At 70.4% G+C, this 24,933-nt stretch carries 26 protein-coding genes and 3 pseudogenes; 12 read left to right on the top strand and 17 right to left on the bottom strand.

Annotated features, from left to right (window positions below; all coding sequences use genetic code 11):
• Positions 1 to 72: 72 nt before the first annotated feature.
• Positions 73 to 1,092, top strand: a complete 1,020-nt coding sequence (locus ACIHCM_RS16725) for a helix-turn-helix transcriptional regulator (protein WP_399895666.1) — start codon at positions 73 to 75, stop codon at positions 1,090 to 1,092.
• 29 nt (positions 1,093 to 1,121) lie between these two features.
• Here ACIHCM_RS16725 and ACIHCM_RS16720 read toward each other — a convergent pair whose 3' ends face one another.
• The 4 genes from ACIHCM_RS16720 to ACIHCM_RS16705 form a co-directional block, all read right to left on the bottom strand.
• Positions 1,122 to 1,493 (bottom strand): STAS domain-containing protein, encoded by a 372-nt coding sequence (locus ACIHCM_RS16720; protein ID WP_399895664.1) that lies wholly within the window; start codon positions 1,491 to 1,493, stop codon positions 1,122 to 1,124.
• A gap of 23 nt (positions 1,494 to 1,516) precedes the next feature.
• Positions 1,517 to 2,626 (bottom strand): B12-binding domain-containing protein, encoded by a 1,110-nt coding sequence (locus tag ACIHCM_RS16715; RefSeq protein ID WP_399895660.1) that lies wholly within the window; start codon positions 2,624 to 2,626, stop codon positions 1,517 to 1,519.
• The gene (locus tag ACIHCM_RS16710; RefSeq protein WP_399895657.1) at positions 2,623 to 4,242 is read right to left on the bottom strand and encodes a PP2C family protein-serine/threonine phosphatase; all 1,620 of its coding nucleotides are present in this window, start codon (positions 4,240 to 4,242) and stop codon (positions 2,623 to 2,625) included. The genes ACIHCM_RS16715 and ACIHCM_RS16710 overlap by 4 nt, the downstream gene beginning before the upstream one ends.
• A 331-nt stretch (positions 4,243 to 4,573) precedes the next feature.
• On the bottom strand, positions 4,574 to 5,437 hold the full coding sequence (locus tag ACIHCM_RS16705) for an oxidoreductase (protein WP_399895654.1): 864 nt from the start codon (positions 5,435 to 5,437) through the stop codon (positions 4,574 to 4,576).
• Positions 5,438 to 5,534: 97 nt separating this feature from the next.
• On the opposite strand from ACIHCM_RS16705, the gene ACIHCM_RS16700 reads away from it, so the two are divergent.
• Positions 5,535 to 6,140 carry a TetR/AcrR family transcriptional regulator gene (locus ACIHCM_RS16700; protein WP_399895651.1) on the top strand — a complete coding sequence of 202 codons (606 nt, stop codon included), beginning with the start codon at positions 5,535 to 5,537 and terminating at the stop codon, positions 6,138 to 6,140.
• A gap of 65 nt (positions 6,141 to 6,205) precedes the next feature.
• Here the strand turns inward: ACIHCM_RS16700 and ACIHCM_RS16695 are convergent.
• Positions 6,206 to 6,742: pseudogene (locus tag ACIHCM_RS16695) on the bottom strand (sensor histidine kinase); the annotation flags it as partial.
• Between ACIHCM_RS16695 and ACIHCM_RS16690 the strand changes: the two are divergent.
• On the top strand, positions 6,732 to 7,544 hold the full coding sequence (locus ACIHCM_RS16690; RefSeq protein ID WP_399895648.1) for a hypothetical protein: 813 nt from the start codon (positions 6,732 to 6,734) through the stop codon (positions 7,542 to 7,544). The pseudogene ACIHCM_RS16695 and the gene ACIHCM_RS16690 overlap by 11 nt on opposite strands.
• Before the next feature lie 20 nt (positions 7,545 to 7,564).
• Here ACIHCM_RS16690 and ACIHCM_RS16685 read toward each other — a convergent pair.
• The 7 genes and pseudogenes from ACIHCM_RS16685 to ACIHCM_RS16655 all read right to left on the bottom strand — a co-directional run.
• A pseudogene (locus tag ACIHCM_RS16685) lies at positions 7,565 to 7,792 on the bottom strand (phosphotransferase); the annotation flags it as partial.
• Positions 7,793 to 8,158: 366 nt separating this feature from the next.
• Complete coding sequence (alr, locus tag ACIHCM_RS16680; RefSeq protein WP_399895645.1) at positions 8,159 to 9,328, bottom strand: alanine racemase; 1,170 nt, start codon at positions 9,326 to 9,328, stop codon at positions 8,159 to 8,161.
• A gap of 61 nt (positions 9,329 to 9,389) precedes the next feature.
• Positions 9,390 to 10,625: an MFS transporter gene (locus ACIHCM_RS16675; protein WP_399895642.1), complete on the bottom strand. Its 1,236-nt coding sequence runs from the start codon at positions 10,623 to 10,625 to the stop codon at positions 9,390 to 9,392.
• A gap of 35 nt (positions 10,626 to 10,660) precedes the next feature.
• Entirely contained in the window at positions 10,661 to 11,431 is a 771-nt protein-coding gene (locus tag ACIHCM_RS16670; RefSeq protein WP_399895639.1) for a thioesterase II family protein, read from the bottom strand.
• Positions 11,432 to 11,441: 10 nt separating this feature from the next.
• The gene (locus tag ACIHCM_RS16665) at positions 11,442 to 13,172 is read right to left on the bottom strand and encodes a non-ribosomal peptide synthetase (protein ID WP_399895636.1); all 1,731 of its coding nucleotides are present in this window, start codon (positions 13,170 to 13,172) and stop codon (positions 11,442 to 11,444) included.
• Position 13,173: 1 nt separating this feature from the next.
• The gene (locus ACIHCM_RS16660; protein ID WP_399895633.1) at positions 13,174 to 13,431 is read right to left on the bottom strand and encodes a hypothetical protein; all 258 of its coding nucleotides are present in this window, start codon (positions 13,429 to 13,431) and stop codon (positions 13,174 to 13,176) included.
• A gap of 257 nt (positions 13,432 to 13,688) precedes the next feature.
• Positions 13,689 to 14,036, bottom strand: a complete 348-nt coding sequence (locus tag ACIHCM_RS16655) for a helix-turn-helix domain-containing protein (protein WP_399895630.1) — start codon at positions 14,034 to 14,036, stop codon at positions 13,689 to 13,691.
• Between the two features lie 225 nt (positions 14,037 to 14,261).
• On the opposite strand from ACIHCM_RS16655, the gene ACIHCM_RS16650 reads away from it, so the two are divergent.
• The 6 genes from ACIHCM_RS16650 to ACIHCM_RS16625 all read left to right on the top strand — a co-directional run bounded on the left by ACIHCM_RS16650 (position 14,262) and on the right by ACIHCM_RS16625 (position 18,442).
• Positions 14,262 to 14,768: a hypothetical protein gene (locus tag ACIHCM_RS16650; RefSeq protein WP_399895627.1), complete on the top strand. Its 507-nt coding sequence runs from the start codon at positions 14,262 to 14,264 to the stop codon at positions 14,766 to 14,768.
• Positions 14,765 to 15,118 (top strand): transcriptional regulator, encoded by a 354-nt coding sequence (locus ACIHCM_RS16645; RefSeq protein ID WP_399895624.1) that lies wholly within the window; start codon positions 14,765 to 14,767, stop codon positions 15,116 to 15,118. The genes ACIHCM_RS16650 and ACIHCM_RS16645 overlap by 4 nt, the downstream gene beginning before the upstream one ends.
• A complete protein-coding gene (locus ACIHCM_RS16640) occupies positions 15,115 to 16,026 on the top strand; it encodes an ABC transporter ATP-binding protein (RefSeq protein WP_399895621.1) in 912 nt (303 codons plus the stop codon). The genes ACIHCM_RS16645 and ACIHCM_RS16640 overlap by 4 nt, the downstream gene beginning before the upstream one ends.
• Complete coding sequence (locus ACIHCM_RS16635; RefSeq protein ID WP_399895618.1) at positions 16,023 to 16,889, top strand: ABC transporter permease; 867 nt, start codon at positions 16,023 to 16,025, stop codon at positions 16,887 to 16,889. The genes ACIHCM_RS16640 and ACIHCM_RS16635 overlap by 4 nt, the downstream gene beginning before the upstream one ends.
• A gap of 333 nt (positions 16,890 to 17,222) precedes the next feature.
• A complete protein-coding gene (locus ACIHCM_RS16630) occupies positions 17,223 to 17,492 on the top strand; it encodes a WhiB family transcriptional regulator (RefSeq protein WP_399895614.1) in 270 nt (89 codons plus the stop codon).
• A 173-nt stretch (positions 17,493 to 17,665) separates the two neighbouring features.
• On the top strand, positions 17,666 to 18,442 hold the full coding sequence (locus ACIHCM_RS16625; protein WP_399895611.1) for a DUF427 domain-containing protein: 777 nt from the start codon (positions 17,666 to 17,668) through the stop codon (positions 18,440 to 18,442).
• Positions 18,443 to 18,572: 130 nt separating this feature from the next.
• On the opposite strand, the gene ACIHCM_RS16620 is transcribed toward ACIHCM_RS16625, so the two are convergent.
• Positions 18,573 to 19,910: an APC family permease gene (locus ACIHCM_RS16620; protein WP_399895608.1), complete on the bottom strand. Its 1,338-nt coding sequence runs from the start codon at positions 19,908 to 19,910 to the stop codon at positions 18,573 to 18,575.
• A gap of 441 nt (positions 19,911 to 20,351) precedes the next feature.
• Here ACIHCM_RS16620 and ACIHCM_RS16615 point away from each other — a divergent pair, with 441 nt between their 5' ends.
• A complete protein-coding gene (locus ACIHCM_RS16615; RefSeq protein ID WP_399895605.1) occupies positions 20,352 to 20,825 on the top strand; it encodes a lamin tail domain-containing protein in 474 nt (157 codons plus the stop codon).
• A 117-nt stretch (positions 20,826 to 20,942) separates the two neighbouring features.
• Positions 20,943 to 21,494, top strand: a complete 552-nt coding sequence (locus ACIHCM_RS16610) for a YciI family protein (protein ID WP_399895602.1) — start codon at positions 20,943 to 20,945, stop codon at positions 21,492 to 21,494.
• An 88-nt stretch (positions 21,495 to 21,582) separates the two neighbouring features.
• On the opposite strand, the gene ACIHCM_RS16605 is transcribed toward ACIHCM_RS16610, so the two are convergent.
• Positions 21,583 to 22,095: a CGNR zinc finger domain-containing protein gene (locus ACIHCM_RS16605; protein WP_399895599.1), complete on the bottom strand. Its 513-nt coding sequence runs from the start codon at positions 22,093 to 22,095 to the stop codon at positions 21,583 to 21,585.
• A gap of 144 nt (positions 22,096 to 22,239) precedes the next feature.
• On the opposite strand from ACIHCM_RS16605, the gene ACIHCM_RS16600 reads away from it, so the two are divergent.
• Positions 22,240 to 23,109, top strand: a complete 870-nt coding sequence (locus ACIHCM_RS16600; RefSeq protein WP_399895596.1) for an alpha/beta fold hydrolase — start codon at positions 22,240 to 22,242, stop codon at positions 23,107 to 23,109.
• 122 nt (positions 23,110 to 23,231) lie between these two features.
• Here the strand turns inward: ACIHCM_RS16600 and ACIHCM_RS16595 are convergent.
• From ACIHCM_RS16595 to ACIHCM_RS16585, 3 genes and pseudogenes are all read right to left on the bottom strand, one after another.
• Positions 23,232 to 23,440: pseudogene (locus ACIHCM_RS16595) on the bottom strand (IS256 family transposase); the annotation flags it as partial.
• A 114-nt stretch (positions 23,441 to 23,554) separates the two neighbouring features.
• Positions 23,555 to 23,854, bottom strand: coding sequence for a hypothetical protein (locus ACIHCM_RS16590; RefSeq protein WP_399895593.1), 300 nt, complete (start codon positions 23,852 to 23,854; stop codon positions 23,555 to 23,557).
• 444 nt (positions 23,855 to 24,298) lie between these two features.
• Positions 24,299 to 24,933 (bottom strand): IS3 family transposase (locus tag ACIHCM_RS16585; protein WP_399895590.1); only part of this gene is annotated, 635 nt, incomplete at its 5' end.

Raw genomic sequence — 24,933 nt, 5'->3', positions numbered from 1 at the left:
TCGCCGGGTGCGAACCGACGGTAGGGGAGCCGTGTGCCAGGTGCTGTCAGGGTTTCCGGGGAGAATGCGTCCATGTCTGCCGGTCGACTGTTGTCGGTGTTGCTGCTGCTGCAAACCCGGGGCCGCATGTCCGCGCGAGTGATCGCCGACGAACTGGGGGTGTCGGTGCGGACCGCCTACCGTGACCTGACGCGTTTGCAGGAGGCGGGCGTCCCGGTGTGGGCGGAGCCGGGACGAGGCGGCGGCTATCAGCTGCTGGACGGCTACCGAACCCGCCTGACCGGGATGAGTGAGGGGGAGGCGCGGGCGCTGTTCTTCGCCGGACTGCCCGGCCCCGCCGCCGAGTTGGGACTCGCGGCGGAGGTGACGGCAGCGCGGCTGAAGCTGCTGGCCGCGCTGCCGACGGGACTGCGCGAGGAGGCGGCACGGACCGCGGCGGTCTTCCACCTGGACGCCCCGGGCTGGTACCGGGAGCGGGAACGGACGCCGCATCTGGCGCTGTTCGTCGACGCGGTGCTCACCCGGCGTGCGGTGGACGTGCGTTACCGCCGGTGGCGCGCGCCGCAAGAGGTGCATCGCCGCCTTCGGCCGTACGGCCTGGTACTCAAGTCCGGTGTCTGGTATCTCGTGGCGGCCGGTACGACCCGGATCGCGACCTACCGGGTGACCCAGGTCCTCGACGCGGCCCCGTGTGACGAGCGCTTCGAGCGGCCCGCGGACTTCGACCTGGGCGCGTACTGGACCTCCTGTCTCGACGACTTCCAGGCCCGCCGCCACACCGGCACAGCCACCATCCGCCTGTCGCCGCGCGGACGTCGGCGCCTGCCCGACAATGTCCCGCCCGAGGTGGTGCGGGCCGTCGACGCCACCGCGGCCGCCGTCGGCGACGACGGATGGGTCGAGGCGGTCATCCCGACCGAGAGCATCGAGCACGCCTGCGGCGAACTGCTGCGGCTCGGTGTCGACGTCGAGGTCGTCGCCCCCTCCGAACTGCGCCGAGCCATGGCCGACACCGTGGGCGTACTCGCCCGTGCCTATGGCTCCGCCGTCGTGACGACCGGCGACGGCTCGCGCCCCGGCGACGTCACGTGAGACAGCCCCGCAGAAGTGCCACCCGGCTGTCAGGTGGGGTGGTTCCCGTCTGCTGGGTCGGCTTGCCGGGGGGTGGTGAGGTACTCGTAGGTGCCCGTGAGTTCCAGCAGGCGTCGCAGGGTCGGGCCGATGTCGTCCAGGTGGAAGCCGATGTTGTCCTGGCCGGCGGAGCGGTGGAGCTGGAGCAGTGTCGACAGGCCCATGGAGTCGACCACTTCGAGTTCCCGGCAGTCCAGGCGCAGGTCCCTGACGTCTTCGTTGCCGTCCAGTGCGAGGCGGACCTGGTGGAGCAGCTCGGCGCTGGTGTCGTAGTCCAGGTCGCCGCTGAGGGCCAGGCTCACGGTGTGGGGGCCGGCGGGCGACGGGGTGGCGACGGGGTCTGCGTCCGGGGAGGTGGTCACGGTGGTCGTCCAGCGTCTCGGGGTCAGGGGCAGGCGGCGAGCGCGGCGCGCCCGGCGTCGGTGATGCTGCGGGCACGCGGGAAGTCGCGCAGTTGCTCCTCCAGCAGGTCCAGGCCCGGCAGGAGCGAGTGAGCGGGCACTCCCCGGGCGGTGAGGACGCCGGCCGTCCATGCCAGGAAGCCGCTGAAGATCTCGGGGGCGTCGACGTACAGGGCCGCCGTCAGGAAGTCGACGATGTGGGCGAGGTCCTCGGCCGTGCGCTCGTGCTGCTCGTCGTCGTAGTCCTTCATGGCGGGGAAGCGTTGCTCCAGGCGCTGGAAGGTGTCACGTACCAGGCGGGTGGAGGACCGGGCGACCAAGGTGTACTCCTGGTCGGCCAGATGCGGCAGGTCGTCGACCGCCTGATGCGTGATGCCTGGCTGGGGCAGAGGACCGTCGGCGAGCCGGTCGGCGGCGGCTCGGGCCTCGGGCGCCCAGGCGTCGGCACCCAGCAGCCGGGCGTAACGGCCGTCGGCGCCGAAGGCCAGGCCACCGGCCATGACAGGTGTCGCGGTGGCCTGGACGGCGGTGATGGCGTGGTGAGCCGGCGGCAGGCGGGTGGGCAGGGAACTGGACAGGCACACGGCGTCCGGCCCGGTGCGGTGGATGTGGCCGATCAGGTGGGCGGTCGGGACCTGCGCCCCGAGGTAGTCTACGTGCCAGCCGCGCAGCCGCAGCGTCTCGGACAGCAGGCGCGCGGGCAGGGCGTGCCACTCCTGGTCGACGCAGGCGACCGTGATCCGGCCCCGCGGTGTGGCGGGTCTGCGGGTGGGGAGCGTGGCGATGACACGGTCGTTGATCGCGGTGGCGGCGTGCTCGTCGGCCACGCTCATACGGTTGGCGGCCCACTCGATGCCGACCCTGTGCTGGACGGCGCCGATGACGTCCAGCAGTACGGCTTCGGCATCCACCCCCGCCGCCAGGGCGTCGGCGACGACGTCGACGGCCGAGTACTCGTCCGCGGCCCGTACGGCGACCCACAGTTTGTCCGCCCAGGGCACGGCCCGCTGGTCGCCGTACGGCGAGACGGGGCGGGCGCCGACGCCGTGCCGGCCCGGCCCCTCGGCTGTCGTGCCGGTGATGTGGGTGCTCATGCGGTGTACCTGCCCCGGGTCGTCCCGTCCACCGCACTGAGGTGGGCACCGCGGGGTGCCGTGATGGCCATGACGGCGATGTCGTCGTGCCGTCCGTCGCCGATCCACTGGGAGATGAGCATCTGGATCCGCTCGACGACGGCCTCGGCCGGCATGCCGGCACACTCCGCCGCCGCGCGCTTGAGGCGCCGCTCCCCGAAGAACGTGTCGCCCAGCGGACCACCCTTGGCTTCGGTGACGCCGTCGGTGAACAGCACGCAGGTCTCCCCGGGGGCGAGCCGGACGTGGGCGGTGCGGGAGGTGATCGCGGGCACGACACCGATCAGCGTTCCCCCGGTGTCGGCCTCCTCGACGGTTCCGTCGCGGCGCACGATCAACGGCGCGGGATGCCCGGCCGCGGTCAGCCGGAGGGCCACGCCGCCCTCCTCACGGCGCACCGAGGCCACGACGAGGGTCGCGAAGCGGGTGTGATGGCTGGTGCGCATGGCGTTGTTGAGCAGGCGGAGCATATGGGCGTGGTCACCGGCCATGGGCAGCAGGGCGTGCAGCGTGTTGCGGATCTTGCCGGTGAGGACCGCGGCTTCCAGTCCCTTGCCGGCCACGTCCCCGAGGACGGCGAGGGTCTCGGGGAAGTCGTCGCCGGGCGGATGCACGTCGTAGAAGTCTCCGCCGACGCGTTCGGTGTCCCTGCTGGGCCGGTAGCCGCCCGCGAAGTCGACTCCCTCCACCTGCTGCAAGGTGGGCGGCAGGAGTTCACGCATCAGGATGTCGGAGATCGTGTTCTGCTCCGCGTACAGCCGTGCGGCCGACATCGCCGCGCCGGACCGGGCGGCGAACAGCCCGGCCAGCGCCTCCTCCGCGTCGGTGAAGGCGGCCTGCTGCACCCGGCGCAGCAGGATCAGCGCGCCCGCCGGTACGCCGTGCCCCGGAAGCGGCGTGATCACCAGCGAACCGACCTCACCGAACCCCTCAGGGACCACCCAGCCGGGAGCCGAGGCGGGGTCTATCCAACGGGACGGCACGGGCGGGAACCCCCGCAAGGCCTCGGCCAGGCCCGGCATGGCGTCCGGCGTGACGGCGACCGTGTCACGAGACACCTCGCCGCGATGGTCGCAGACGATCACCGGCAGCTTCTTGGCGGCGGTGGGGGCGATCACCAGCGCGGCATCGGCCAGGTGCTCGGTGGCCAGGCGCGCGGTGACCTCCATGCAGCGATCCAGGTTCAACGATGCCAGCAGTGCGGTGGAAGCCTCGGTGAGGAACCTCGTGCGCCCGCGTTCGGCTTCGAGTTCCCGCACGGCCAGCTGATAGTCGGTCTCCTCCACCAGCCACCACGCCGTACCGCCGTCCGCCAGGGCGGACGGATGTGCCGAGAAGAAGCGACCGTCGACCGCCCCGGAGGCGATGCCGGGGAGATCGGCGCTTCCGGCGGTGGCGAGCCAGGAGGGTGACGGCAGCGCCCGTCCGGGGCGGGCGGCAGGGAGGAGAGCGCTGGCCGCGCCGTTGAGTTCCACGACGTGCCCGTCCGCGCCTATGACCACCACCGGGTACGGGGCGGTCTCGGCGCTCACGGTGCTGACAGCACCGGTGCGGGGGCGGGCCGGGGAAGAAGTCATACGACGGGGCCCCTACGCGTGGACCCTCACCTCACTCAGCGAAGAAGGAAAAGTTGCCGGACGTCAACAGTCCCGCAGGCCGGTGTCGCCACGCAACCACCACACCTCGCCCGGACGGGTCAGCGACTCGCGACGAGCTGCGACTGCCCTGGGAAACAAGGGGCGTTGGCCCCTGGCGCTGTCGTGAGACCGTGCCAAGATTCACACTTCATCCACATACGCGCAGGGGGTGAGCGGGAGCCGGGCAGCGCCTCCCCTCGCTGCTCTGCGGCGAGCTGCCGGCCGCAGCGCGTCGTCGGTGCGGTCGGCCTGGCGCGACGGGAAGGAAGCCTCAGGCGGTGTGGAGGGAGTGCCGGGGGAAGACGACTCCCGTGAGCTCCTCGGAGACTTCCCACAGGCGGTGCGCCACCTCGGCGTCCCGCGCCCTCGCCGAGCGGCCGACCGGCTTCGGCGCCCCGCGCCCCTCCAGGAAGCCGCTCGGTCCCGCGTAACTGTCGCCGGGAACGTCGGCCACTGCCGCGTACAGGGTCGGCAGGGCTCCGGCCTCGTCGCTCTGTGCGACGAGATCGGCGACCCTTTTCATCAGGTGGCGTGCACGTCGCCGGCCGTCGGGCTTCAGCAGGTTCGTGGCCGCCAGGCCGGGGTGCGCGGCGGTCGCGATCACCGGCGATCCGACGTCGCCGAGAAGCCGCTGGAGTTCCGACGTGAAGAGCAGGTTGGCGAGTTTCGACTGGGCGTACGCGGTCATCGCCCGGTAGGGCTTGCGCTCCCAGTTGGGGTCGCCGAAGTCGATCGAGCCCGCCTTGTGGGCGTTCGACGCGACGGTGACGACCCGCTGCCGGATCTGAGGCAGGAGCAGGTTCGTGAGCGCGAAGTGCCCCAGATGGTTGGTGCCGAACTGCAACTCGAAGCCGTCGGCTGTGCGGGACAACGGCGGGATCATGACACCCGCATTGTTGATCAGCACGTCGACGGGCTCGGTGAAGCCCGCGGCGAACGCGCGGACCGAAGAGAGGTCCGCGAGGTCGAGCCGCCGGACCTCGATGTGTCCGGACATGGTGGCAGCGGCCTGGCGGCCCTTTTCGAGACTGCGCACGGCCATCACGACGCGCGCGTCCCGGCCGGCGAGGGCGCGGGCAGCGGCGCGGCCGATCCCGCTGTTCGCGCCGGTGATGACGACGGTGCGACCCGCCATGGAAGGGAGGCTCGCCACAGTGAATGGTGCCACGATCTACAAAGTAGACGCTGGAAACAAAGTAGTCAATGGAAACTCCGTTGGTAGGCTGGACGCCATGCCCGACGCGACCGAAGAGCGGCCCTACCATCACGGAAACCTCCGGGCCGCGCTCCTCGACGCGGCCGAGCGCGGCCTGCGGGAGCACGGCGCGGACCAGTTGTCGCTGCGCGATCTGGCCAGGGAGGTGGGGGTCAGCCACGCGGCGCCGCGCCGGCACTTCTCGGACCGCCAAGGACTCCTGGATGCGCTCGCCGAGGCCGGGTTCGGCCGGCTGGACACGGCGCTGCGCACCGCATGGGCGGGCGCGGACGATGACTTCCCCTCGCGTGTAAGGGTCATCATGACGGCCTACACCCGCTTCGCCACCGAGAACGCCGCGCTCCTGGAACTGATGTACACCAGTAAGCACCGGCCGGGTGCGACGCGCATCGCCAAGGCGGCCGAAGCCCCGTTCGGGCTGATGAACGACCTGATCCGTCAAGGGCAGGCGCAGAGTGCGCTTGAGGACGGTGACCCCGAGCGGATCGGGATCGTCCTGTTCGCGACCCTCCAGGGCATCGCCTCGCTCATCAACAGCGGTTTCGTGCACGCGGATCTGCTGGACGGGCTTGTGGAGACGGCGGTCGAACAGTTCCTGCGTGGAGCCCGCCCGCACTCGTAGCGAAGCCACGGCGGTGCGACGTGCGAGCGGATGCGGCCGCGGGTGTCCGCTGCACCCTTCGATGCCTACGGCATGCCGGGGAGCCGTACCGTGACGAGCAGACCGCCTGCGGGGCGGGCGACGAGTTCCAGAGTGCCGCTGTGGGCGCGGACGATGCTGTGCACGAGGGCAAGTCCGAGGCCCACGCCCGCGTGCTCGTCGGTGCGTACGCGTTCCGTTCCGCGCTGGAAGGGCTCGGTGAGGGTCGGCACCAGATCCGGCGGGAGCGGATCACCCGTGTTCTCGACCCGCAGCACGCTCGCGTCAGCCCGCGCTTCGGTGTGGACCGTCACGGTGCCGCCGACGGGGAGGTTGTGGACGAGGGCGTTCTGGACGAGGTTCGTCACCATCCGCAGCAGGAGCTCCGCGGAGCCGTTGGCCCGTGCCGGTCCGCCGGTGACGTCGAGCGTGATTCCGCGCCGTTCGGCGTGGGGGAGCAGAGTCTCGGCGGCCTCTTCGGCGACGAGGGAGATGTCGACGCTCTCGCGGGTGAAGTTCCCGCGGTCGCTGCGGCTCAGCAGCAGGAGGGCCTCTGTGAGGTCGATCGCGCGCGTGTTGACCGTGCGCGGCGAGGGCAAGTGGGAGCACACCGGCCGCACCTACCGGAGCATCGTCCGCTACTGGCATGTCCTGGACCCGATCCTCAAGGGGTGGCTCGCGGACGGCATCGAAAGCCTGCGTGAGATCACCCGCGACGACGTCAAGCGGGCCATCGCCACCCGCAAGGGGACGCCGGCCCGCTCGATCCACATCGTCCTGCGGAATGTCTTCCGGGCCCTTCGGCAAGAGGGCGTGATCTTCCGCGACCCCACACGCGGCCTCGTCTTCGCCGGGATCAACAAGACCCCGCCCTCCGTGCCCTCGGACCGGCTGGCCGGCGTCCTCAGCCATGCGCAGAACGACTTCCAGCGCCTCGTGATGGTGCTGGTCTGCGTCCATGCGCTCAGCGGCACCGACATTCGCCACCTGCTGCTCACCGACCTCGACCTGTCCCGTGAGCGGCTCATCGTCCGGCGTCCCGGCAAACGGCACACCATCTACCTCGACGAACTCACCTACCGCTGCGCCTCCGCGTGGCTTCGTGAACGTCACCGCCGCTGGCCGGTGACGACCAACCCGCATCTGCTGATCAACCGATGGACCGCGGTAGACACCACTCGCTCGCCCATCGGTACCACGTTCACCGCCATCTTCCGGCCCACCGGACTCACGATGCCGACGCTACGGCAAGACCGCATCCGCGACGAGGCCTTCGAGGTCGACGACCCGCTTCACCTGATGCGCCTGTTCGGCATCTCCTCTCACACCGCCATGCGGTACATCACCGCGGCCCACCCCGAACGCACCTCGAAGCTCCCTCGATGACCATGGCTGCTCCCTCGCCCAGTTCCCGGCAGCCATGTCTGGACCGACCACGGCATGGGGTGACCCGCTCCAGGCTTTCCCAAGGCGACCGGTTCCGGGGCGGGGAACCGAGACACCTGTGCCAGCTCCGCGCTCGCCTGGGCTTCCTGTTCCAGAACCGCCAGCGTCTCGGAAGCCTCGGCCAGACGCAGTGGGAAACGTGCAGAGAGGTCGTTCCCGATGCGGAAGATGGCATGGACCGTCCCGGTTGGCCAGGAACGGATCCTCTGGCCCCAGCGGAACGACTCCGGCGGGCCCAGCCCCTTGATCCGGAAGTCGATGTCCCGGAGAAGTGGCCCCACCCGGCAGGCTGCTCAAAAGGCCTTGCGGTGGGGCCAGAAGTTCCGGTCGACGCGGCCCTCGGTAGATCGCCAAGTGGGGCCAAAACGCCCGTTCGCCGGGGCCGGAGAAGTCGTTCACAGCCACCCGGTCGACGACAGGGGTTGGATCGCCTTGCCGCTCCACTGAGAGGGCAGTAAGCAACGTATCGTTCGTTTCGCGCTTGTAGCGTCATGCGCGAGGTCGATGGAGGCGCGTCTCGGGGGGATTACGGCCGCAGCACCTCGTAGACGGGTTCAGCCCGCCCAGGGACGGGTGCCGACCGCCGGCACGGTCTGCCGGTTGACGTGCGGGCGATCGAAGTAGGTGGCGACCTCGCACGGGGTGGTGTTCATGGCGAGCGCCCATTCGTGGATGGTGGGGTCGCCGTCCGACTCGCTGCCGATGAGGACCACCTCCTCCCCCTCCTCCACTTTCTCGTCACCGCAGTTGACGATCATCTGGTCCATGCAGATGCGTCCGACGACGGGGTAGCGCCGGCCGCGGATGGAGACCGCGAGGCGTCCGCTGAGGGAGCGCGGGATTCCGTCGGCGTAGCCGACCGGGATCAGGGCCAGGTTGAGCGCGCTCGGCGCGACCCAGTCGTGTTCGTAGGAGACGCCTTGACCGGCTTCGACCCACTTGGTCAGCGCGACGTGGCTGGTGACCCGCATGGCGGGCCGGAGGTCGAAACTGTGGCGCTCCGTGTACGGCAGCAGGCCGTAGAGGGCCGAGCCGGTTCGGATCATGTCGAGGTGGAGGTCGGGCCTGGTGAGCGCCGACAGGGATCCGGCGAGGTGGCGTCGGACGTCGAGGCCGGTGTCGACGGCCCGCCGCCAGGCGTCGTCGAGTAGCCTCGCCTGTTCATCCAGCGTGTGGTGGCCCGGGACTTCGCCGTGCGAGAGGTGCGACCACACCGAGACCACCTCGATCAGGCCTTGGCTCTGGGCGGCCTTGGCGGCGTCCAGCAGGGCCGCCGAGTGCTGGAGCGCCGCCCCGCCGCGGGCGAGCCCGGTGTCGACCTCCAGGTGGACCCTGGCCGGGCTTCCGGCGCTTCGTCCGGCGTCGACCGCGAAGGCCAGGGTGCGGGCGGACTGCACCGAGACGTCCACGCCGGCCGCCGTGGCCAGGCATATGCTCTCCACCGAGTTGTGCAGCCAGGCGAGGATCGGGGCGTCGAGGCCAGCCCGGCGCAGTTCGAGTGCTTCGGCCGTGGTGCACACGCCGAGCCAGGTCGCCCCGGCGTCGAGCGCCGCGCGGGCGACATCGATCGCGCCGTGCCCGTAGGCATCGGCCTTGACGACGGCCATCACAGCGGTGGCGGGCCGGCTGACGGCCTGTCGGACGACGCGCGTGTTGTGCGCGACGGCCGACAGGTCCACCAGCACGTTGAGGTAGCGACGTGGAACAATCGACCGAGCCTCCATAGTCAAATCCATTCGTAGGGGTCGGCGGACTGCTGTTCTCCCTTCGCCGCGTCGCGGGTGCTCAGGCGGCCTCGGCCGAAATCACCCTCGGTCGGGCCGCTTCGCGCAGCAGCAGGGTGGTGGCCACGCTGCCCACTCCGGTCAGCGCGATCGCGACGCCGACCGGCACGAACTCGGCGACCACGCCGAACACCAGGGGGCCGACGCCCTGGATGCTCATGGTGGTGGTATTCAGCAACGCGAAGCCCTGACCCTGGAGTTCAGCGGGAACGGCTTCCAGGAAGCGCCGCTGCAGGCCGAGCAGGTAAGCGGAGCCGGTGCCGGTGACGACGTAGGCGGCGGCGACCGCCGGATAGGGCAGGTCCAGGGCGAGCGTGAGCGAGGGGGTGCCCATCACCAGCAGCAGCGGCAGGACCAGCCGTTCCCGGGTGGCGGGCGCGAACGCCCGGCCGATGACGATGTCGCCGATCAGCATGCCGACCGAGGTGGCGGCCAGCAGGACGCCGGTCTGCTGGGGGCTGAACCCGCGGTGCGCGCTGTACGGGATGAGCAGACTGCCCGCCGCGGCCAGGTAGGCGGCGGGCAGGCACTGCACCATGATCAGCTTGAGCACGCCGGGGCTGGCGACCAGCGCCGCGTTGCCCCGCAGGGTCCGGCGCATGATCGACCCGCCGCCCGTCGCCGGCGCGCTCGCGCGGGGCGCCCGGGCGGGCGACAGGAACAGCCGGCTGATCGCCGCGGCGACCAGGTGCGCCCCGGCGGTGACCAGCATCGTGCGCTCCACGCCCAGCCAGACCACCAGCGTCCCGCCGGCGGCCATGCCCACCATCTGCGCGGAGACGGCGACGATGTAGGACAGCGAGCGCCCGAGGACGTAGGTGTCGCCGGTGAGGGCTTCCGCAAGGACCCTGGCCGTGGCCCCGGTGGTGACCGGGGTCAGGCAGGCCACGCCAGCGACTAGGACCAGGCTGGCGGCGACCGGGAGGTGCCCCATCGCGAGCAGCAGCCCGACCGCGCACTGGAGGGCGTAGCCGGTGCTGATGAGGGTGCGCGGGGTGAACCGGTCCGCCATCGCGGCGAGGAACAGGCCGCCGGCGGCCTGCGGCAGGAAGTTGATGGTCATCGTCACCGCGGTGAGCAGCGGCGAGCCGGTCCGGTCGTACACCAGCACCGCGAGTGCCACGGCCCGCAGGGTGTCGGACATGACGCCGAGCAGCCGGCCGGCGAAGACGGCACGGAACTGCGCGACCGCGAAGACCTGGCCGTAGGTGGCCTTCACGGTGAACTGATCGGTCATGGGCTGGGTACTCCCGGAGCCTTCCTGGATCGTTTCTACGGGTTGATCGCGCTGATCTGGGTGGGCAGGGTCCGCCATACCTCGGGGGTGTAGAAGTGCCCGCCGGGCAGCTGGTCGTGCCGGTAGGAGCCGAGGGCCAACTCCTTCCACTGGGCGGGCGCGTCGGCCTCGATCACCACGTCGTCGGCGCCAGCGAGGAACTGCACCGGCATGGTGACGCCCAGGGCGCCGTTGTGGTGGAAGGTGTCGCGCACGGCGATGTCGGCGCGCATGATCTCCACCGCCATCTCCAGCAGGTCCGGGTCGCCGAGCACGTGTTCGGCGACCAGCCCGTGGGTGCGCATCCAGGTCATCAGGTCCTCGTCGGTGTCCTGGCGGGCCGGGAACATGTCGCGCGGGGTGAGGCCGCGGGCCGGGGCGTTGCACGAGGACACCGCCAGGGCGTCGGGGACGGAGCTGCCCCGGGCCTCCAGCCGGGTGGCGACGTCGAAGGCCATCCAACCGCCCATGCTGTGGCCGAACAGGACGTAGGGGCGGTCGCCGACGGCGGAGACGACGGCGCGGGTGGCGTCCTCGGCGAGCTCGTCCCAGGTAGTGGCGAAGTCCTCCATGAAGCGGCCGTCCCGGCCGGGGTAGCAGACCAGCGCGAGGTCCACGTCTGGTGCGACGACCTCGGCCCACGGGTGGTAGGCCCCGGTGCCGCCGCCGCAGAAGCCCAGGCAGACCAGGGTGGTGGCGGCGTCGTCGAGCTGTTTCGGGCGGATCACGGCGGTGTTCTGCCGGGCCGCCCCCAGGCGGTTGGTCATGTGTTCTCCTCTAGCGCTCGGCCGTCGCGGCCGCGCCGACGTGGGTGGCCCGGACGAACTCCGCGAAGTCCCGTAGCAGCGGCCGCCGGTAGACGTCGCGGATGGACAGGGCCGTGCCGAGCTCCTTCTTGACCCGGGCCACGACGCGGATCGCCATCAGCGAGTGGGCGCCGAGGGCGAAGAAGTCGTCGTCGGCGAAGACCCGGTCCCGGCCGAGGACATCCGCCCACACGTCGGCGACCAGCTCCTCGTACTTGCCTTCCGGCTGCCGCCCGTCGATCCGGTCGGCGTCGGGGTCGGGGAGCCCGGCGAGGTCGATCTTGCCGTTGACGGTCAGCGGGAACGCAGCGATCGGGACGAGGTGTGCGGGGACCAGGTGGGCCGGCAGCTGTGCGGCCAGGTGCGCGCGCAGCGCGTCGAGGTCGACGTCGCCGACGCAGTACGCGACCAGGTCGTCGGCGCGGGCGACCACGACGGCGGCGCAGCCTTCGCGGTAGGCGGCGACGGCGGCCTCGATCTCGCCGGGTTCGATCCGGAAGCCGCGCACCTTGACCTGGCGGTCGGCCCGGCCGACGAACTCCAGTGCGCCGTCGGCCCGCCACCGGACTTCGTCGCCGGTGCGGTACATCCGGCCTCCGCCGCTGGCGAACGGGTCGGCGACGAAGCGTTCGGCGGTCAGGCCAGGGCGGTTGACGTAGCCGCGGGCGACGGCGGGGCCGGCGAGGTAGAGCTCGCCGGTGACGCCCACCGGGACCTTCGCCAGGCGGTCGTCCAGCACGTGGGCCTCGACGTCGGGCAGCGGCGGGCCTATGTGCGGCTCGTCGCCCTCGATCGGGGCGGTGGTGGAGTCGACGGTGCACTCGGTCGGCCCGTACAGGTTGTACGCCTCGACGCGGCCCTGCCGCCCGGCCTCGGCCAGTCGCCGCCACAGCGCGGGGGAGACCGGCTCGCCGCCGAGGAACAGGCGCAGCGACAGGCTGGTGATTCCGGGCTCCACGGCCTCCCAGTGGGACGGGGTGGCGTCGACGTCGGTGATCCCGTACTCGGCCAGTGCGGCGCCGAAGCGGGCGGGGTCGCGCCGCTCCTCCTCGTCGAGGACGACGATGGTGTCGCCGCGGCAGATCCGTGCCCACTGCTGGACGGAGGCGTCGAAGGACGCGCTGGCATTCCAGCCGACCACGCGGTGCTCGTCGGGGTAGGCGCCGACGGCTTCGAGCCGGTGCAGCAGGGAGGCCACGCCGCCCCGGGTCGCGACGACGCCCTTGGGCACGCCGGTGGAGCCGGAGGTGTAGATGACGTAGGCGGCGTCGGCGGGGGTCACAGGCACCGACGCGGTGGCGGGGCCGGCGGCGGCGGGGACGATCACCTCGACGTCGGCGAGCCGGGTCGGGCGTTCGTCGGCCGCGACGACCAGCCGTGGGCCGCAGTCGCGGATCATGAAGGCGATCCGCTCGTCGGGATAGCGCGGGTCGAGCGGCACGTAGGCTGCGCCCGTGCTCCAGGCGGCGAGCAGTGCGGTGACGAGGTCGACGCCGCGCTCCAGGCAGACGCCGACGTGGTCGCCACGGCGTACGCCGCGCTCGCGCAGGGCGCCGGCCAGGGCGGCGACGCGGTCGGCGAGCTGGGCGAAGGTGAGGCCGGTGCCGCGGGAGCGGACGGCGAGGCGGTCCGGCGTGGCGGCGGCGGCCCGCAGGAACCGGGTCAGCGGGTCGTGGCCGGCGGCGTGCTGACGGTCGGCCATCTCAGACGAACCTCGCCTCGGCGTCGACGGTGGGCAGGCAGTCCCGGACGTTGACCGGGTCGCCCATGGCGACGACGATGCGGCGCTCGCCCCGGAACGGCTCCCGGCCGTGGGCGGTGAGGATGTTGTCGACCACCATCACGTCGCCTTCGGCGCCGTCCGCGATCTCCTCGTCCCGCAGCGCACTCCGTACCGGCCGGGAGCGCGAGAGGGGTGCCTCGAATATATCGAGCAGAACTGGACCGATCTGCGTCTCCATCCAGCGGGAACATCAGCGAACGCGGGCCGCCACGGCCGTTCGGCTGGAGTCGCTCGGCGTGTAGGTGTCGTCGCTACGGTCGGCGCGGAGGACTGGGCGCCGTACCTCGCCCGGCAACCCCGCTACCAGGTGGTCGACTTCGAGCACCTGCACCTGATGACGCCCGAAGCCCTCGCGGTCATCGGTCCGCTGGTGAACGCCACGCTCACCGACCAGGCCTGACCCAAGGCCTTCGGAACGCCGCCGGCCGCCGTCGATCACGGTGGCCGGCGGCGTTCCGGCGTTCCCGGGCGGTTCGGGGGGCTCCGGCGCTCCGGCGGGTCACAGCCAGCCCGCCCGGGACTGTGCTCACTACGCCACAGACACGCCCCCTCCCCGGCCCGGACCACACGGGCCAACGGCAGCTCCGAGGTCTCGACCAGCCGGGACAGGGTCGTCCCCAGGGCATCCGTCAGCCTGCACAGCGTGCCGGTACTCGGGTTCGTACGGCCCTGCTCGATGTGCACGAGCATGCCCCTACTGACCCCGGAGCGAGCGGCCAGAGTCTCCAGGGACCACCCCTGGGCCACCCGCGCAGCACGCACCCCTCGCGCAACCGCAGGCATCCACAGCCCGTCCGGGTGCCGTCGCGCGGGCCTGCGGGGGCGCTCCGTCGGCGGTCTACTGACACTTCCCTTCGGAGGCCGAGATGCGATCCGCGGTACCGACGCCGAATACACCTCCCCCGACCGAGACCGTCGAAGCACAGGGCCCGAGCACGACTTGCCTACCGGGAAAGTCGCGGGTAGCTTTCCCAGTGGGAAAGTCGGATCCGGAGGGAGGTGGCGGCCGTGAGCGCGCCGGTGGACGCCGAACAGGCCTGGCAAGACCTGCAGCGCATTCGGGTGCCGCAGGAGCGGGTGTACGACGAGGTCGAGCGTTCCGCGTCCGGCGGTCCCGCCGCGACGTACTCCACCGCCGTGATCATGTGGATCTTCCTGGCCGTGCTGGGCCTGGACCTGCCCCGGTGGGGCGTCGGGCTGGCCGCCGCGGCGTATGTCTCGCTGCTGGTCGGGCTGGCCGTGGTGCACCACCGCAGAAGCCGGCTGCGTCTGCACCACTCGCGCTACGACTGGCGGTTCCCGGCCACGTTCGCCTCGGCGGCGGTGGTGACAGGGGGGACGGCTCTGCTGTCCGGCCGTCTGGTCGAGCCGCTGGAGCCGCTGTCCGGCAGCCTGATCCAGGCCACCGCGTCGGCGGCCGTGTTCGTGATGTTCGCCGGGCCGGCGAACCGATGGGCGGCCGGCTCGCTGCGTGGCCGGGGCGTGCGGGAAGCCCGTGCGGGGAGGGACGGATGAGCATTCCCGCCGGCTTCGACGAACTGATCCATCCCGCGACCCGGCTGACGGTGGTCGCACTGCTGGCCACCACCGAGTGGGCGGACTTCGCCTTCGTCCGCGACAGCCTCTCGCTCAGTGACTCGGCGCTCTCCAAACAGCTGCACACCCTCGAAGAGGCCGGATACCTGGAGCTCCACAAGGAGGGCGGCGGTCGCAAGCGGCGCACCAGGGTTCGCCTGACGGACCGCGGCCGCACCGCCTTCGAGGGACACGTCGCGGCTCTGCGGGCGATCGTCGATGCCGCCGGCACCGCGGCGGACACCGAAGCATCACCACGACAGCGACACAACTCGGGGGCGGCACGATGACGCCGAAGCACACACCTGGCCGGCCCGTCGTTCACGCGCGCGAGGTGACGATGACGTACGGCGACATCGACGTCCTCCACGGCGTGGACCTGGACATCCACCGCGGCGAGGTCTTCGCGCTGCTCGGACCCAACGGCGCCGGGAAGACCACCACCGTCGAGATCCTGGAAGGCTTCCGGCGCCGCTCTTCCGGGGAGGTGAGTGTCCTCGGTACGGACCCGGAGCGGGGGGACGACGCCTGGCGCGGGCGGATCGGACTGGTCCTGCAGTCCTGGCGCGACCACCGCCGCTGGCGGGTGGCGGAGTTGCTGAAGCACTTCGCCACGTACTACCCCGACCCGCGCGACCCGGCCGAGCTGCTGGCCCTGGTCGGCCTCACGGACCAGGCCGGCCGACAGGTGGACCGGCTGTCCGGCGGCCAGCGAAGGCGGCTGGACGTCGCGCTCGGTATCGTCGGCCGCCCCGAACTCCTCTTCCTGGACGAGCCGACCACCGGCTTCGACCCGGAGGCGCGGTACGAGTTCCACGCCCTGGTCGAACGGCTCGCTCGCGACGAGGGCGTCACCGTCCTGCTCACCACCCACGACCTGGCGGAGGCCGAACGCCTCGCCGACCGCATCGCCATGCTGGTCGGCGGCCGGATCCGGGCCTGCGGCACGCCCGCGGAACTGGCCCGGCGGGCCGCCGCCCAGGCTGAGGTCCGCTGGACCGCCGACGACGGGACGCCCCGCCGTGAACGCACCGAGGACCCCTCACACCTCGTTTGGGAACTCCACCGGAGCGCGGCGGGCCCCATCGCCGACCTGGAGGTCCGCCGCCCGACGCTGGAGGACACCTACCTGCACATGGTGCACCGGGGGGCCGACGGCACGGACGGGACCGCGGACGAGGAGGCACAGGCCGCATGAACGTGACCCTTCTGACGAACAGTTGGCGTGCGGGCCTCCAGCGCGGCGTCATCGAGTTGCGGCACCTCCTGCGTAACGGCAAGGAGATGTTCGGCCACCTGACCAACGTGATCGTCGCGCTGCTCGTCGCCGGCTACATCAGCGACGACGTGCCCGGCACCGGCACTCCCATGGCCCATCTGGTGCTGGCAGGATTCGCCGCTTACCTGCTGTTCCAGATCGGAATGGTCAACCTCCCGCAGATCCTCGTGACCGAGCGGGAGGAGGGCGCCCTGCTGCGGCTGCGTGCCACCCCCGGCGGGATACCGGCCTATCTCGTCGCCAAGTGCCTGCTGGTGGTCGTGGTGGCGGTCGGCACCCTGGCCCTGCTCCTGGGGGCCGCGGCGCTGCTGGTGGACGGGCCACTGCCGCACGGGCCGGGCGACTGGCTGACGCTGCTGTGGGTCACCACGCTGGGGCTGCTGGCCGTCGTACCGATGGGTGCGGCCATCGGCGCGGTCCTGCCCAACCCCCGCGAGGCGCTGGCGTTGATCATGCTGCCGACGATGGGGTTGCTGATCATCTCCGGGACGGTGTTCCCGATCACCTCGCTGCCCGTGCCGGTCCAGCAGGTGGCGGCGGTCTTCCCGCTCAAGTGGATGGCGCAGGGCCTGCGTTCGGCGCTGCTCCCGGACGGGGCGCGGGCCGCAGAGGCGGCCGGCTCGTGGGAACTTCCCATGGTCGCCCTGGTGTTGGCCGCCTGGGCGGTCCTGGGCTTCCTCCTGGCAGTGCCCCTCCTGCGCCGCGCCGCGCGCCGCGAGTCCGGCTCCCGCCTCTCCGCACGGCACCGCAAGGCGGCACAGAGCGGAGCGGCGCCCGTGTAGGGAGCCCGTGAGCGCAAGGCTGTCGGGGGCCCGTCGCGGCCCCCGTGCGGCGACGCCGAGGCCGGCTGCCACGCCGCGCCCACCTTGACCGCCGGCAGGCCGGCAGCGTGGTCCGTCCGTGACGCGCACGGCCCGATGCGACAAGCATCGCCAGGAACACCCGCGGCTGCCGCAGGCGCAGTGCATCTTTCTTGCCGGCCCACGTCGACCAGTGCCGGCGGCTTCAGGACCTGTCACAGCAGCGCCGACTATTCGGTCATATCTGCCAGAGAGCTCTCGATTCGAGACCTCAAGGACTTCGGCCCTGATGAATCCGCCACGAGGAGGTGCGCCGTGGACTGGCGTGAACAGGCGCTCTGCGGGGGCGCCGATCCTGACCTGTTCTTCCCCATAGGCGACACGAGCAGCCGTCCGACCGAGGCACAGACAGCTCTGGCGAAGTCCGTCTGTCATCGCTGTCCGGTCATACGGGAGTGCCTGGACTGGGCGCTGGCAGCCGATCCGCTGGACGGCGTATGGGGCGGCACAACAGCGGACGAACGCCGAGCCATGCGGCAGCCCCTGGTACACCAGCTCCGCAAGGCGGGTGGGAGAGCAGCCTGACCGGGCAGGCGCATGAGCGCCCGCGCACACCGGGCTGCGGGCCACGGTTCCGCACAGTGACTAGCATCGGGGGCAGGTGAGGGCATCGGGCCCGAAGGGTGCGTGGTCATCCGGGGCCCCGCAGGCACCGGGCTCAGCGAGTGCACAGTCGGCGATTCGAACGCAGGTGTCCCATGGCAGCGGAAAGTGTTCTCCATCCGAGCCTGATCGTCCCGATCGGCCACGTCGAGCCTGTGCCGCGGCGCGTCCGGGGCATGATCGACGGCCGCGTCGTGTTCGACACACGCCGTGCCCTGTACGTCTGGGAGCGGCAGGCCTACCCTCAGTTCTGCATCCCGATCAAGGACTTGGTCGACGGCGTGCTCGTCGACGACGACCGCACCGAGCAACTCGGTCCGGGCCCGGCGCACCGGCACACCCTGCAGGTCGGCCCCGAGATCCGTGAAGGCGCGGCCTGGGTGTGGGGTGAGGGTGCCCCGCGGCCCCTGCACGGCACGGTGCGCTTCGCATGGGAGGCGCTCGAGTCCTGGTTCGAGGAGGACGAGCCCGTCTTCGTGCACCCCAGGAGCCCGTACTCCCGTGTCGACGCTCTGCGCTCGTCCAGCAGCGTCCGAGTGGAGTTGGACGGGACCGTGCTGGCGGATGCCCCCTACTGCGTGAAGCTGTTCGAAACCGGTCTGCCGACTCGCTACTACCTCGACCGCACGCACATCGACTGGACACAGCTGCGGCGCTCGGACACGGTGACGCAGTGCCCGTACAAAGGGACGACGAGCAGCTACTGGTCGTTCGACAGCGGCACCACTTCCTACGAGGACATCGCCTGGGTGTACGACTTTCCGACCGTCCCTGCCCACGGCATCGCGGGCATGACCGCGTTCTACAACGAGCACGTCGATCTGTACGTCGACGAAGCCCTGCTGCCGAGGCCCAGCGGCGTACGAGCATGACCTCGAAGTAGCGGCCGGGAGGAACACCACGCAGGCTTTGGCGCGCCTGAGTGCTTGAGCCCTCAGCCGGAGAGGTGCAGGGCCTGAGCGTGCGTCGGGTCGGAGCCGGTGACAGACCGGGCAGTGCCGGTCACGAGGACGCCTTGCGGCGGCGCAGGGCGGTGACGGCGCCGAGGGCGACGCCGATCGCGATGACGATCAGTCCGCGGATCCAGACTTCGCTGTCGATCTGCGTCGCGAGCGCCACGCAGGAGAGCGCGCCGAGGACGGGCACGGCCGTGTACGCGTGGAAATGCGGCGCGGCCGGGCGGTCACGCCGCTGGACGAGGACGGCGGTGTTGACGATGAAGAACACCACGAGGAGGAGCAGCACGAGCGTGGAAGCGAGGGTCGCCACGTCGCCCGTCAGCGCCAGCAGCAAGGACAGCGAGGTCGTGGCCGCGATGGCGGCCCACGGGGTACGGCGCCGGGGAAGCAGCGCGGTCAGGAAGCGGGGGAGGAGACCGTCCCGGGCCATCCCGTAGGCCAGACGGGAACTCATGATGCCGGTGAGCAGCGCGCCGTTGGCGACGGCGACGAGGGCGATGGCACTGAACAGCTTCGGCGGAACTCCGCCCGCCTCCTTCACCACTTCGAGCAGGGGACCGCTGGAGCGGGCCAGCGTTTCGGTGGGGACGGCGGCCGAGGCGACGATCCCGACCAGGGCGTAGACGGCGCCGGCCGTCCCCAGTGCGCCGAAGAGGGCGAGCGGATACGAGCGACGCGGATCGCGGGTCTCCTCGGCGACGTTGACGGAGGTCTCGAAGCCGACGAAGGAGTAGTACGCGAGCACCGTAGCGCTCAGGACGCCCGCGGCTGCACCTGTGCCGGCGGTGCCCAGGTTCACCAGCCTGCCCGCGTCGCCATCGCCGCGCACGAGCACCCGGACGCCGAGACCGACGACGAGGAGGAGACCGCTCACCTCCACGAGTGTCGCGGCCACGTTGGCGCCGGTGGATTCCCTGATGCCCCGGGCATTGAGCAGCGCCAGTGCGCACAGGAAGATCGCCGCGACCAGGACGACGGGAAGGCTGACGAAGGTGGTCAGGTAGTCGCCGGCGAAACCACGTGCCAGTGCGGCGACCGACACGATGCCCGCGGCGAGCATGCAGAATCCGGCCAGGAACCCGGTGAGCGGGCCGTAGGCGAGGGTCGCATAGTGGGAGGCGCCGCCGGCCTTCGGGTACTTCGTCGCGAGTTCGGCGTACGACGCCGCCGTCAGGAGCGACAGCAGCAGGGCGAGGACGAGCGGTACCCACACGGCGCCGCCCGACTCCGCGGCGACCTGGCCCACGAGGACGTAGAGGCCGGCGCCCAGCACGTCGCCCAGGATGAAGAAATAGAGCAGAGGTGTCGTCAGCGCCTTCTTGAGCGCCGGAGCCCCGGCCTCGGGCGAGCCGCCAGGCGTGGGTGCGAAGGGGGTAGTCACCGCACCTGACTACCCTTGCGGCCCGGCAGCACTCGGAACGACGCGCGGTGGGCGGAGCACGGTCCACGGGTACCGCCCCGAACTCCAGTTGTGGGGCCTGGAGTCGTATGTCGCCTGTTGCTCACTTTCGGGTGAGTGCTGTTGGCGGGGGCCGGTGGCTTGCCGGTGCGGCGCACTGGGCTGCGGGGTGTGGCCCCTGCACCCCAAGGCTGGATGCAGGGGCCACAGATATGCACGCCGTATTCGCACAGGTCCATGCGATAAACAACCGACTGTTACCAAAATGTCCGTATTTGGAAACATGGGTCGGTGGTTCACCGCTGGAGTGTGTGGCGGGGGGCAACGTGTGGGTCCTCGGCCGACACCGGCCGGGACGCCCGCACCCCGGCCTCTCCGGTTTCAGAGGAGACGGCTACGGGGTCCTGAACCGAGAGGGATCTCGTGTCTGCTTCCATCACCGCCCGTCGTCTGCTCTCCGCCACGCTCACCGCCTGTGCACTCACGGCGGTGACGGCGCTGCCGGCTTCCGCGGACCACGGTGAGCGCCGCAACGACCGTCACGACGTCGTCATCAGTGACGTGCAGTACGACGCGCCGGGACGTGACGACCGGTCCAACCGCTCCCTGAACAGGGAGTGGATCGACGTCACCAACACCGGTCGGCGCAGCGTGAACCTGGACGGCTGGACGCTGTCCGGCCGGGACGGCCACACGTACACCTTCGACCGCTTCCGTCTGGACGGCCGCTCCACCGTCCGCGTGCACACCGGCAGCGGCCGCGACACCCGCACCGACCTCTTCCAGGACCGCCGTCACCACGTATGGGACAACCACCGCGGCGAGGCGACCCTGTCCAACCACCGCGGCCGCGAGGTCGACAGCGCATCGTGGGGCCGTGGGTATCACCGCCGCTGACCGGCAACCTCACCCCGTGAGAGTCTGAGTGGCCGGGTGGCCTGCCACGGTGCCGTGGCAGGCCACCTCGCCATGGTCGGTTGAGACCCGACCCTCTGGTAGGGGAGGGTCTCGGGTATGGAGTTCTTCTGCTACCACCGCGATCGGCCCGGCTCGCTTCCGTTACGGGACGAGCTTCTGGAGGAGCACTGGTCCTACATGGACCGGTACGCCGAGAAGATGATCGCCCGCGGTCCGACGTTCGCCGACGACGGAGAGACGCCCACCGGCAGCGTGCACATCGTCGACGTGCCTGATCCCGCCACTGCACGTGCCTTCGCCTTCGACGAGCCCAACTACCAGGCCGGCGTCTACCGGGACGTGCTGCTGCGCCGGTGGCGCAACATGCTGGGGCGTTCCATGGGGGACTTCCCGGGTGGCCGGAGCGGCGGCAGTCGGTACCTGGTCCTCGGCCTAGGCTCGGCACGGACCCCCGACCTGGCCTTGCCGCCCGACCCGGATGAGCTGATCGCGTACGGGCCACTGCTGTCCGACGACGGCGCCAGGTTGCTGGGTGCCGCGGTACTGCTGCGGGCCCCGTCCCCGGACGTGGCACGAGCCGTTCTGAGCCGTGATCGGTACGCGGACATCGAGGTGCACGCCTGGGAGCCCGGCGGACGGCGTTCGTGACCCACGAAGTTCCGGGCCGAAGTGCCGGGTGCCGGGCAGGTGTTCGTGGTCCACCGGCGGAGCGCTCGCCCCTCTGCAGTGCCTCCAGCTAGTCAGTGGCTCCTTTGCGGCTGCGCTGGTAATGGCGCCTGGCCTTCATGCGGTTGCCGCACAGTGCCATCGAGCACCAGCGGGCCTTGTTCGTCTTGCTGCGGTCCAAGAGGAACAGCCGGCACTCCGGATTGGCGCAGGGGCGCAGCCTGCCAGGCATGCCTTGCTGCAGCGCGCCCCACGTCAGCACCGCTTGCACCGCCATACGGCGGTCTGCGGGGGGATTCGGCTCCCAGGACACGCCTTCCGCGGTGATGCGCGGATGAGAGGTGACGCCCTTGAGCAGTGGGGACAGTGAGGTGGCCGGCCGGTCCCCACGGACCACCTGTTGCAACGCCTCGCGAACCTCCATCAACTGCTTCCGCTCGGCGGCGGTGCCGCTCCCGCCGTGACTGCGCTGCCAGGACCGGGCCGCTTCCGGATCTTCCAGCTCATCGTGCACGACGCCGTTGATCACCGGCGTGCTGTTGAGGAGTTCCAGCAGGGCGTCCTGCTGTTCCCGATCGGCCACCGCGCTGTCTCCTAACCCTTTTGTTGCACTTGACAGGTTACATGAAGGGATCGCAACCTAACCACTAAACGCCACTTGACTGGTTAGCCTCGACGTGGTCGACTGAATGTATAACCAGCGACGGCAATAAGAAGGGTTAGAAGGATGAGTCCCGCAGTCCACCACCGCACCGCCCGCATCGACGGCCTTGACGTCTTCTACCGGGAGGCGGGCGACCCCGCAGCACCCGTCGTCGTCCTGCTGCACGGCTTCCCGACCAGCTCGCACATGTTCCGTCACCTGATCCCGGCACTGGCCGACCGCTACCACGTGATCGCCCCCGACCACATCGGGTTCGGCCAGAGCGCGATGCCCCCCATGGAGGACTTCCCCTACACCTTCGACGCCCTGGCCGAGGTCACCGCCGGCCTGCTCCAGCGGCTGGGCGTCGACCGGTTCGCGATGTACGTGCAGGATTACGGTGCCCCCATCGGATGGCGTCTCGCCCTCCAGGACCCCGACCGCGTCACCGCGATCATCACCCAGAACGGCAACGCATACGAAGAAGGGTTCGTCAGGCCCTTCTGGGACGCCGCCTTCGCCTACGCCAAGAACCCGGGCCCGGACACCGAGGGCCCCATGCGAGACGCTCTCTCCCTTGAGGCCACCCGGTGGCAGTACGTGAACGGAGTATCCGACCCCAGCCTGATCAGCCCCGACAACTGGGTCCATGACCAAGCGCTGCTCGACCGCCCCGGCAACGACGAGATCCAGCTCAAACTCTTCCGCGACTACCCCACGAACGTGGACCTCTACCCACAGGTACATCAGTACTTCCGCGACTCGCGGGTCCCGCTTCTGGCGGTCTGGGGCGCCAACGACGAGATCTTCGGCCCCGAGGGCGCGCGGGCGTTTCGGCAAGATCTACCCGACGCCGAGATCCACCTGCTGGAATCCGGGCACTTCGCCCTGGAAAGCCACCTTCACACCATCGCCGGGCACATCCGCGACTTCCTCGGCCGCTGTCCCGCCTGACCCGCTGTGGGCGGTGGGAGCGGCGTGCGCCGCTGAGCGAGGGCGGTGCCGCCGATCGCCGATACCGTGAGGCGAACGCCTGCCTGGGCAAGACTGAAGCGCCTTGCGGGCGCCGGGAATGGGGCCGACTTCGGCAGAGCGTTGAGCACGTTGGCCGTTTCGGGAACCCAGCACCTGTGATGCCGGGGGGAAGACCTCGGACAAGGCCGTCCAGGAGCCGAGAGCCCCATCGCCGCCCCGCCGGGACGGGGGCACGCAGTCCCCGACTGGTGCAGTCGCGCAGCAAATCCGCTCAGGACTGGACCGATTTACGAAATCCATCCAAATGTGCCCGTTTCGAACCTCGTTCGCTGGATCGGAGCGTACTTCAGCCCATTGGACCGAAGGTGGGTCGTTCGCGAAGCGGTCACCGTAACCGATGCGCGAACGGCTGACACAAGATGCGTCACCGGCTTCTTCGTCGCGTGGTGATCCCGTCGCTGACGAGGAGAACGATCCCAAGGGTGCCGAGGCCCACGCCGACGTAACCGACGAGTTCGCCCCGGGCTTCGTTCTTCTTCTCCTCGTCGTAGCTGACGCTTCCGCCGCCGCTGAAGCTTGCGCACCACTGACCTGGTCTCATCGGGCTGCCGTCGCACTCGACGGCGTTGCCGTTCAAGACCGCCTCGGCGTTGATGAAGAACATGACCGGGCCGACAATGAACAGAACACAGGCAAGGACCTTGAGCCATCGACGAGTCGCCATTCCTCAACCCTTCAGGCGCATTGACTGCCACGAATCCCAGGGCTGACGATCGTCATGCATCCGAGGTTCAGAAACAAGCTCTGAGCTTGTTCTTTACCTACCAGGACCTGCCAAGTTTGCCGATGGCCTTGAGAATGTCGGGCGTTTGACGGTTATGTCGACGTTGTAGCGCGGTGCCCGGTGTCTGTTCTTGGTGCCGGGTGGCCGTCCGGGGCCGCTTTCTCTGGGTTTGGGAAGACGGGTCGGGCAGGCGAGGTGAGGACAGCCCACACATAGACATAGTCGACCTCGGCGAGGCCGCGGTGCATGAAGGCGGCGTAGCCGGCCTGCCATTGCTGGGTCGGTCGGCTGACCGGGGCAGGGGACAGCCAGGCCGAGCTTCCGAGGAACTGCTCCAGCGCGGGCACGAAGTGACTTTGAACCGCCCCGGGTTCGGTAGAGATCTCAGATTGTGGTTGTGACCTGGGGTTTCGTAAGTTCCGTGTAGTAGTTGGCTTCGTACTCGACGGGCGGGATATGGCCTATCTCACCGTGGAGTCGGCGGTGGTTGTACCAGTCGACCCATTCGGCGGTGGCCAGCTCGACCTGGGAAAGCGTCTTCCATGGCCGCTGGGGTTTGATCAACTCGGTTTTGTACAGGCCGATCGCCGATTCCATCAGGGCGTTGTCGTAGGCGTCGCCGACCGAGCCGATGGACGCGGCTATGCCGGCGGCGTCGAGATGCTCGGCGAGCCTGAACGACGTGTACTGCGACCCGGCGTCCGAGTGATGGATCAACTCGCCTGGCCGGATGGGTTGTTGCTCGCGGTCGCGTTGCCAGATCGCCATCTCCAGGGCGTCCAGGACGAAGACGGTCTCCTTGACGGTGGCCGCCGACCAGCCGACGATCCGGCGGGAGAAAGTGTCCACGACGAACGCGACGTAGACGGTCGCCGACCAGGTTTTCACGTGGGTGAAGTCAGCCACCCAGCAGCGGTTGGGGGCGGCGGCGACGAAGTCGCGGTCGAGACGGTCGGGAGCTCGCTCGACCTGCCCGCCGGGAAGCGTGGTGATCACACGCTTGCCGCGGACCACCCCCT

Source organism: Streptomyces sp. NPDC052023 (assembly GCF_044548465.1).
GTDB lineage: Bacteria > Actinomycetota > Actinomycetes > Streptomycetales > Streptomycetaceae > Streptomyces.
Note: the sequence above shows the minus strand (reverse complement) of the source record. Positions and strands in the feature narration are given on the sequence as shown.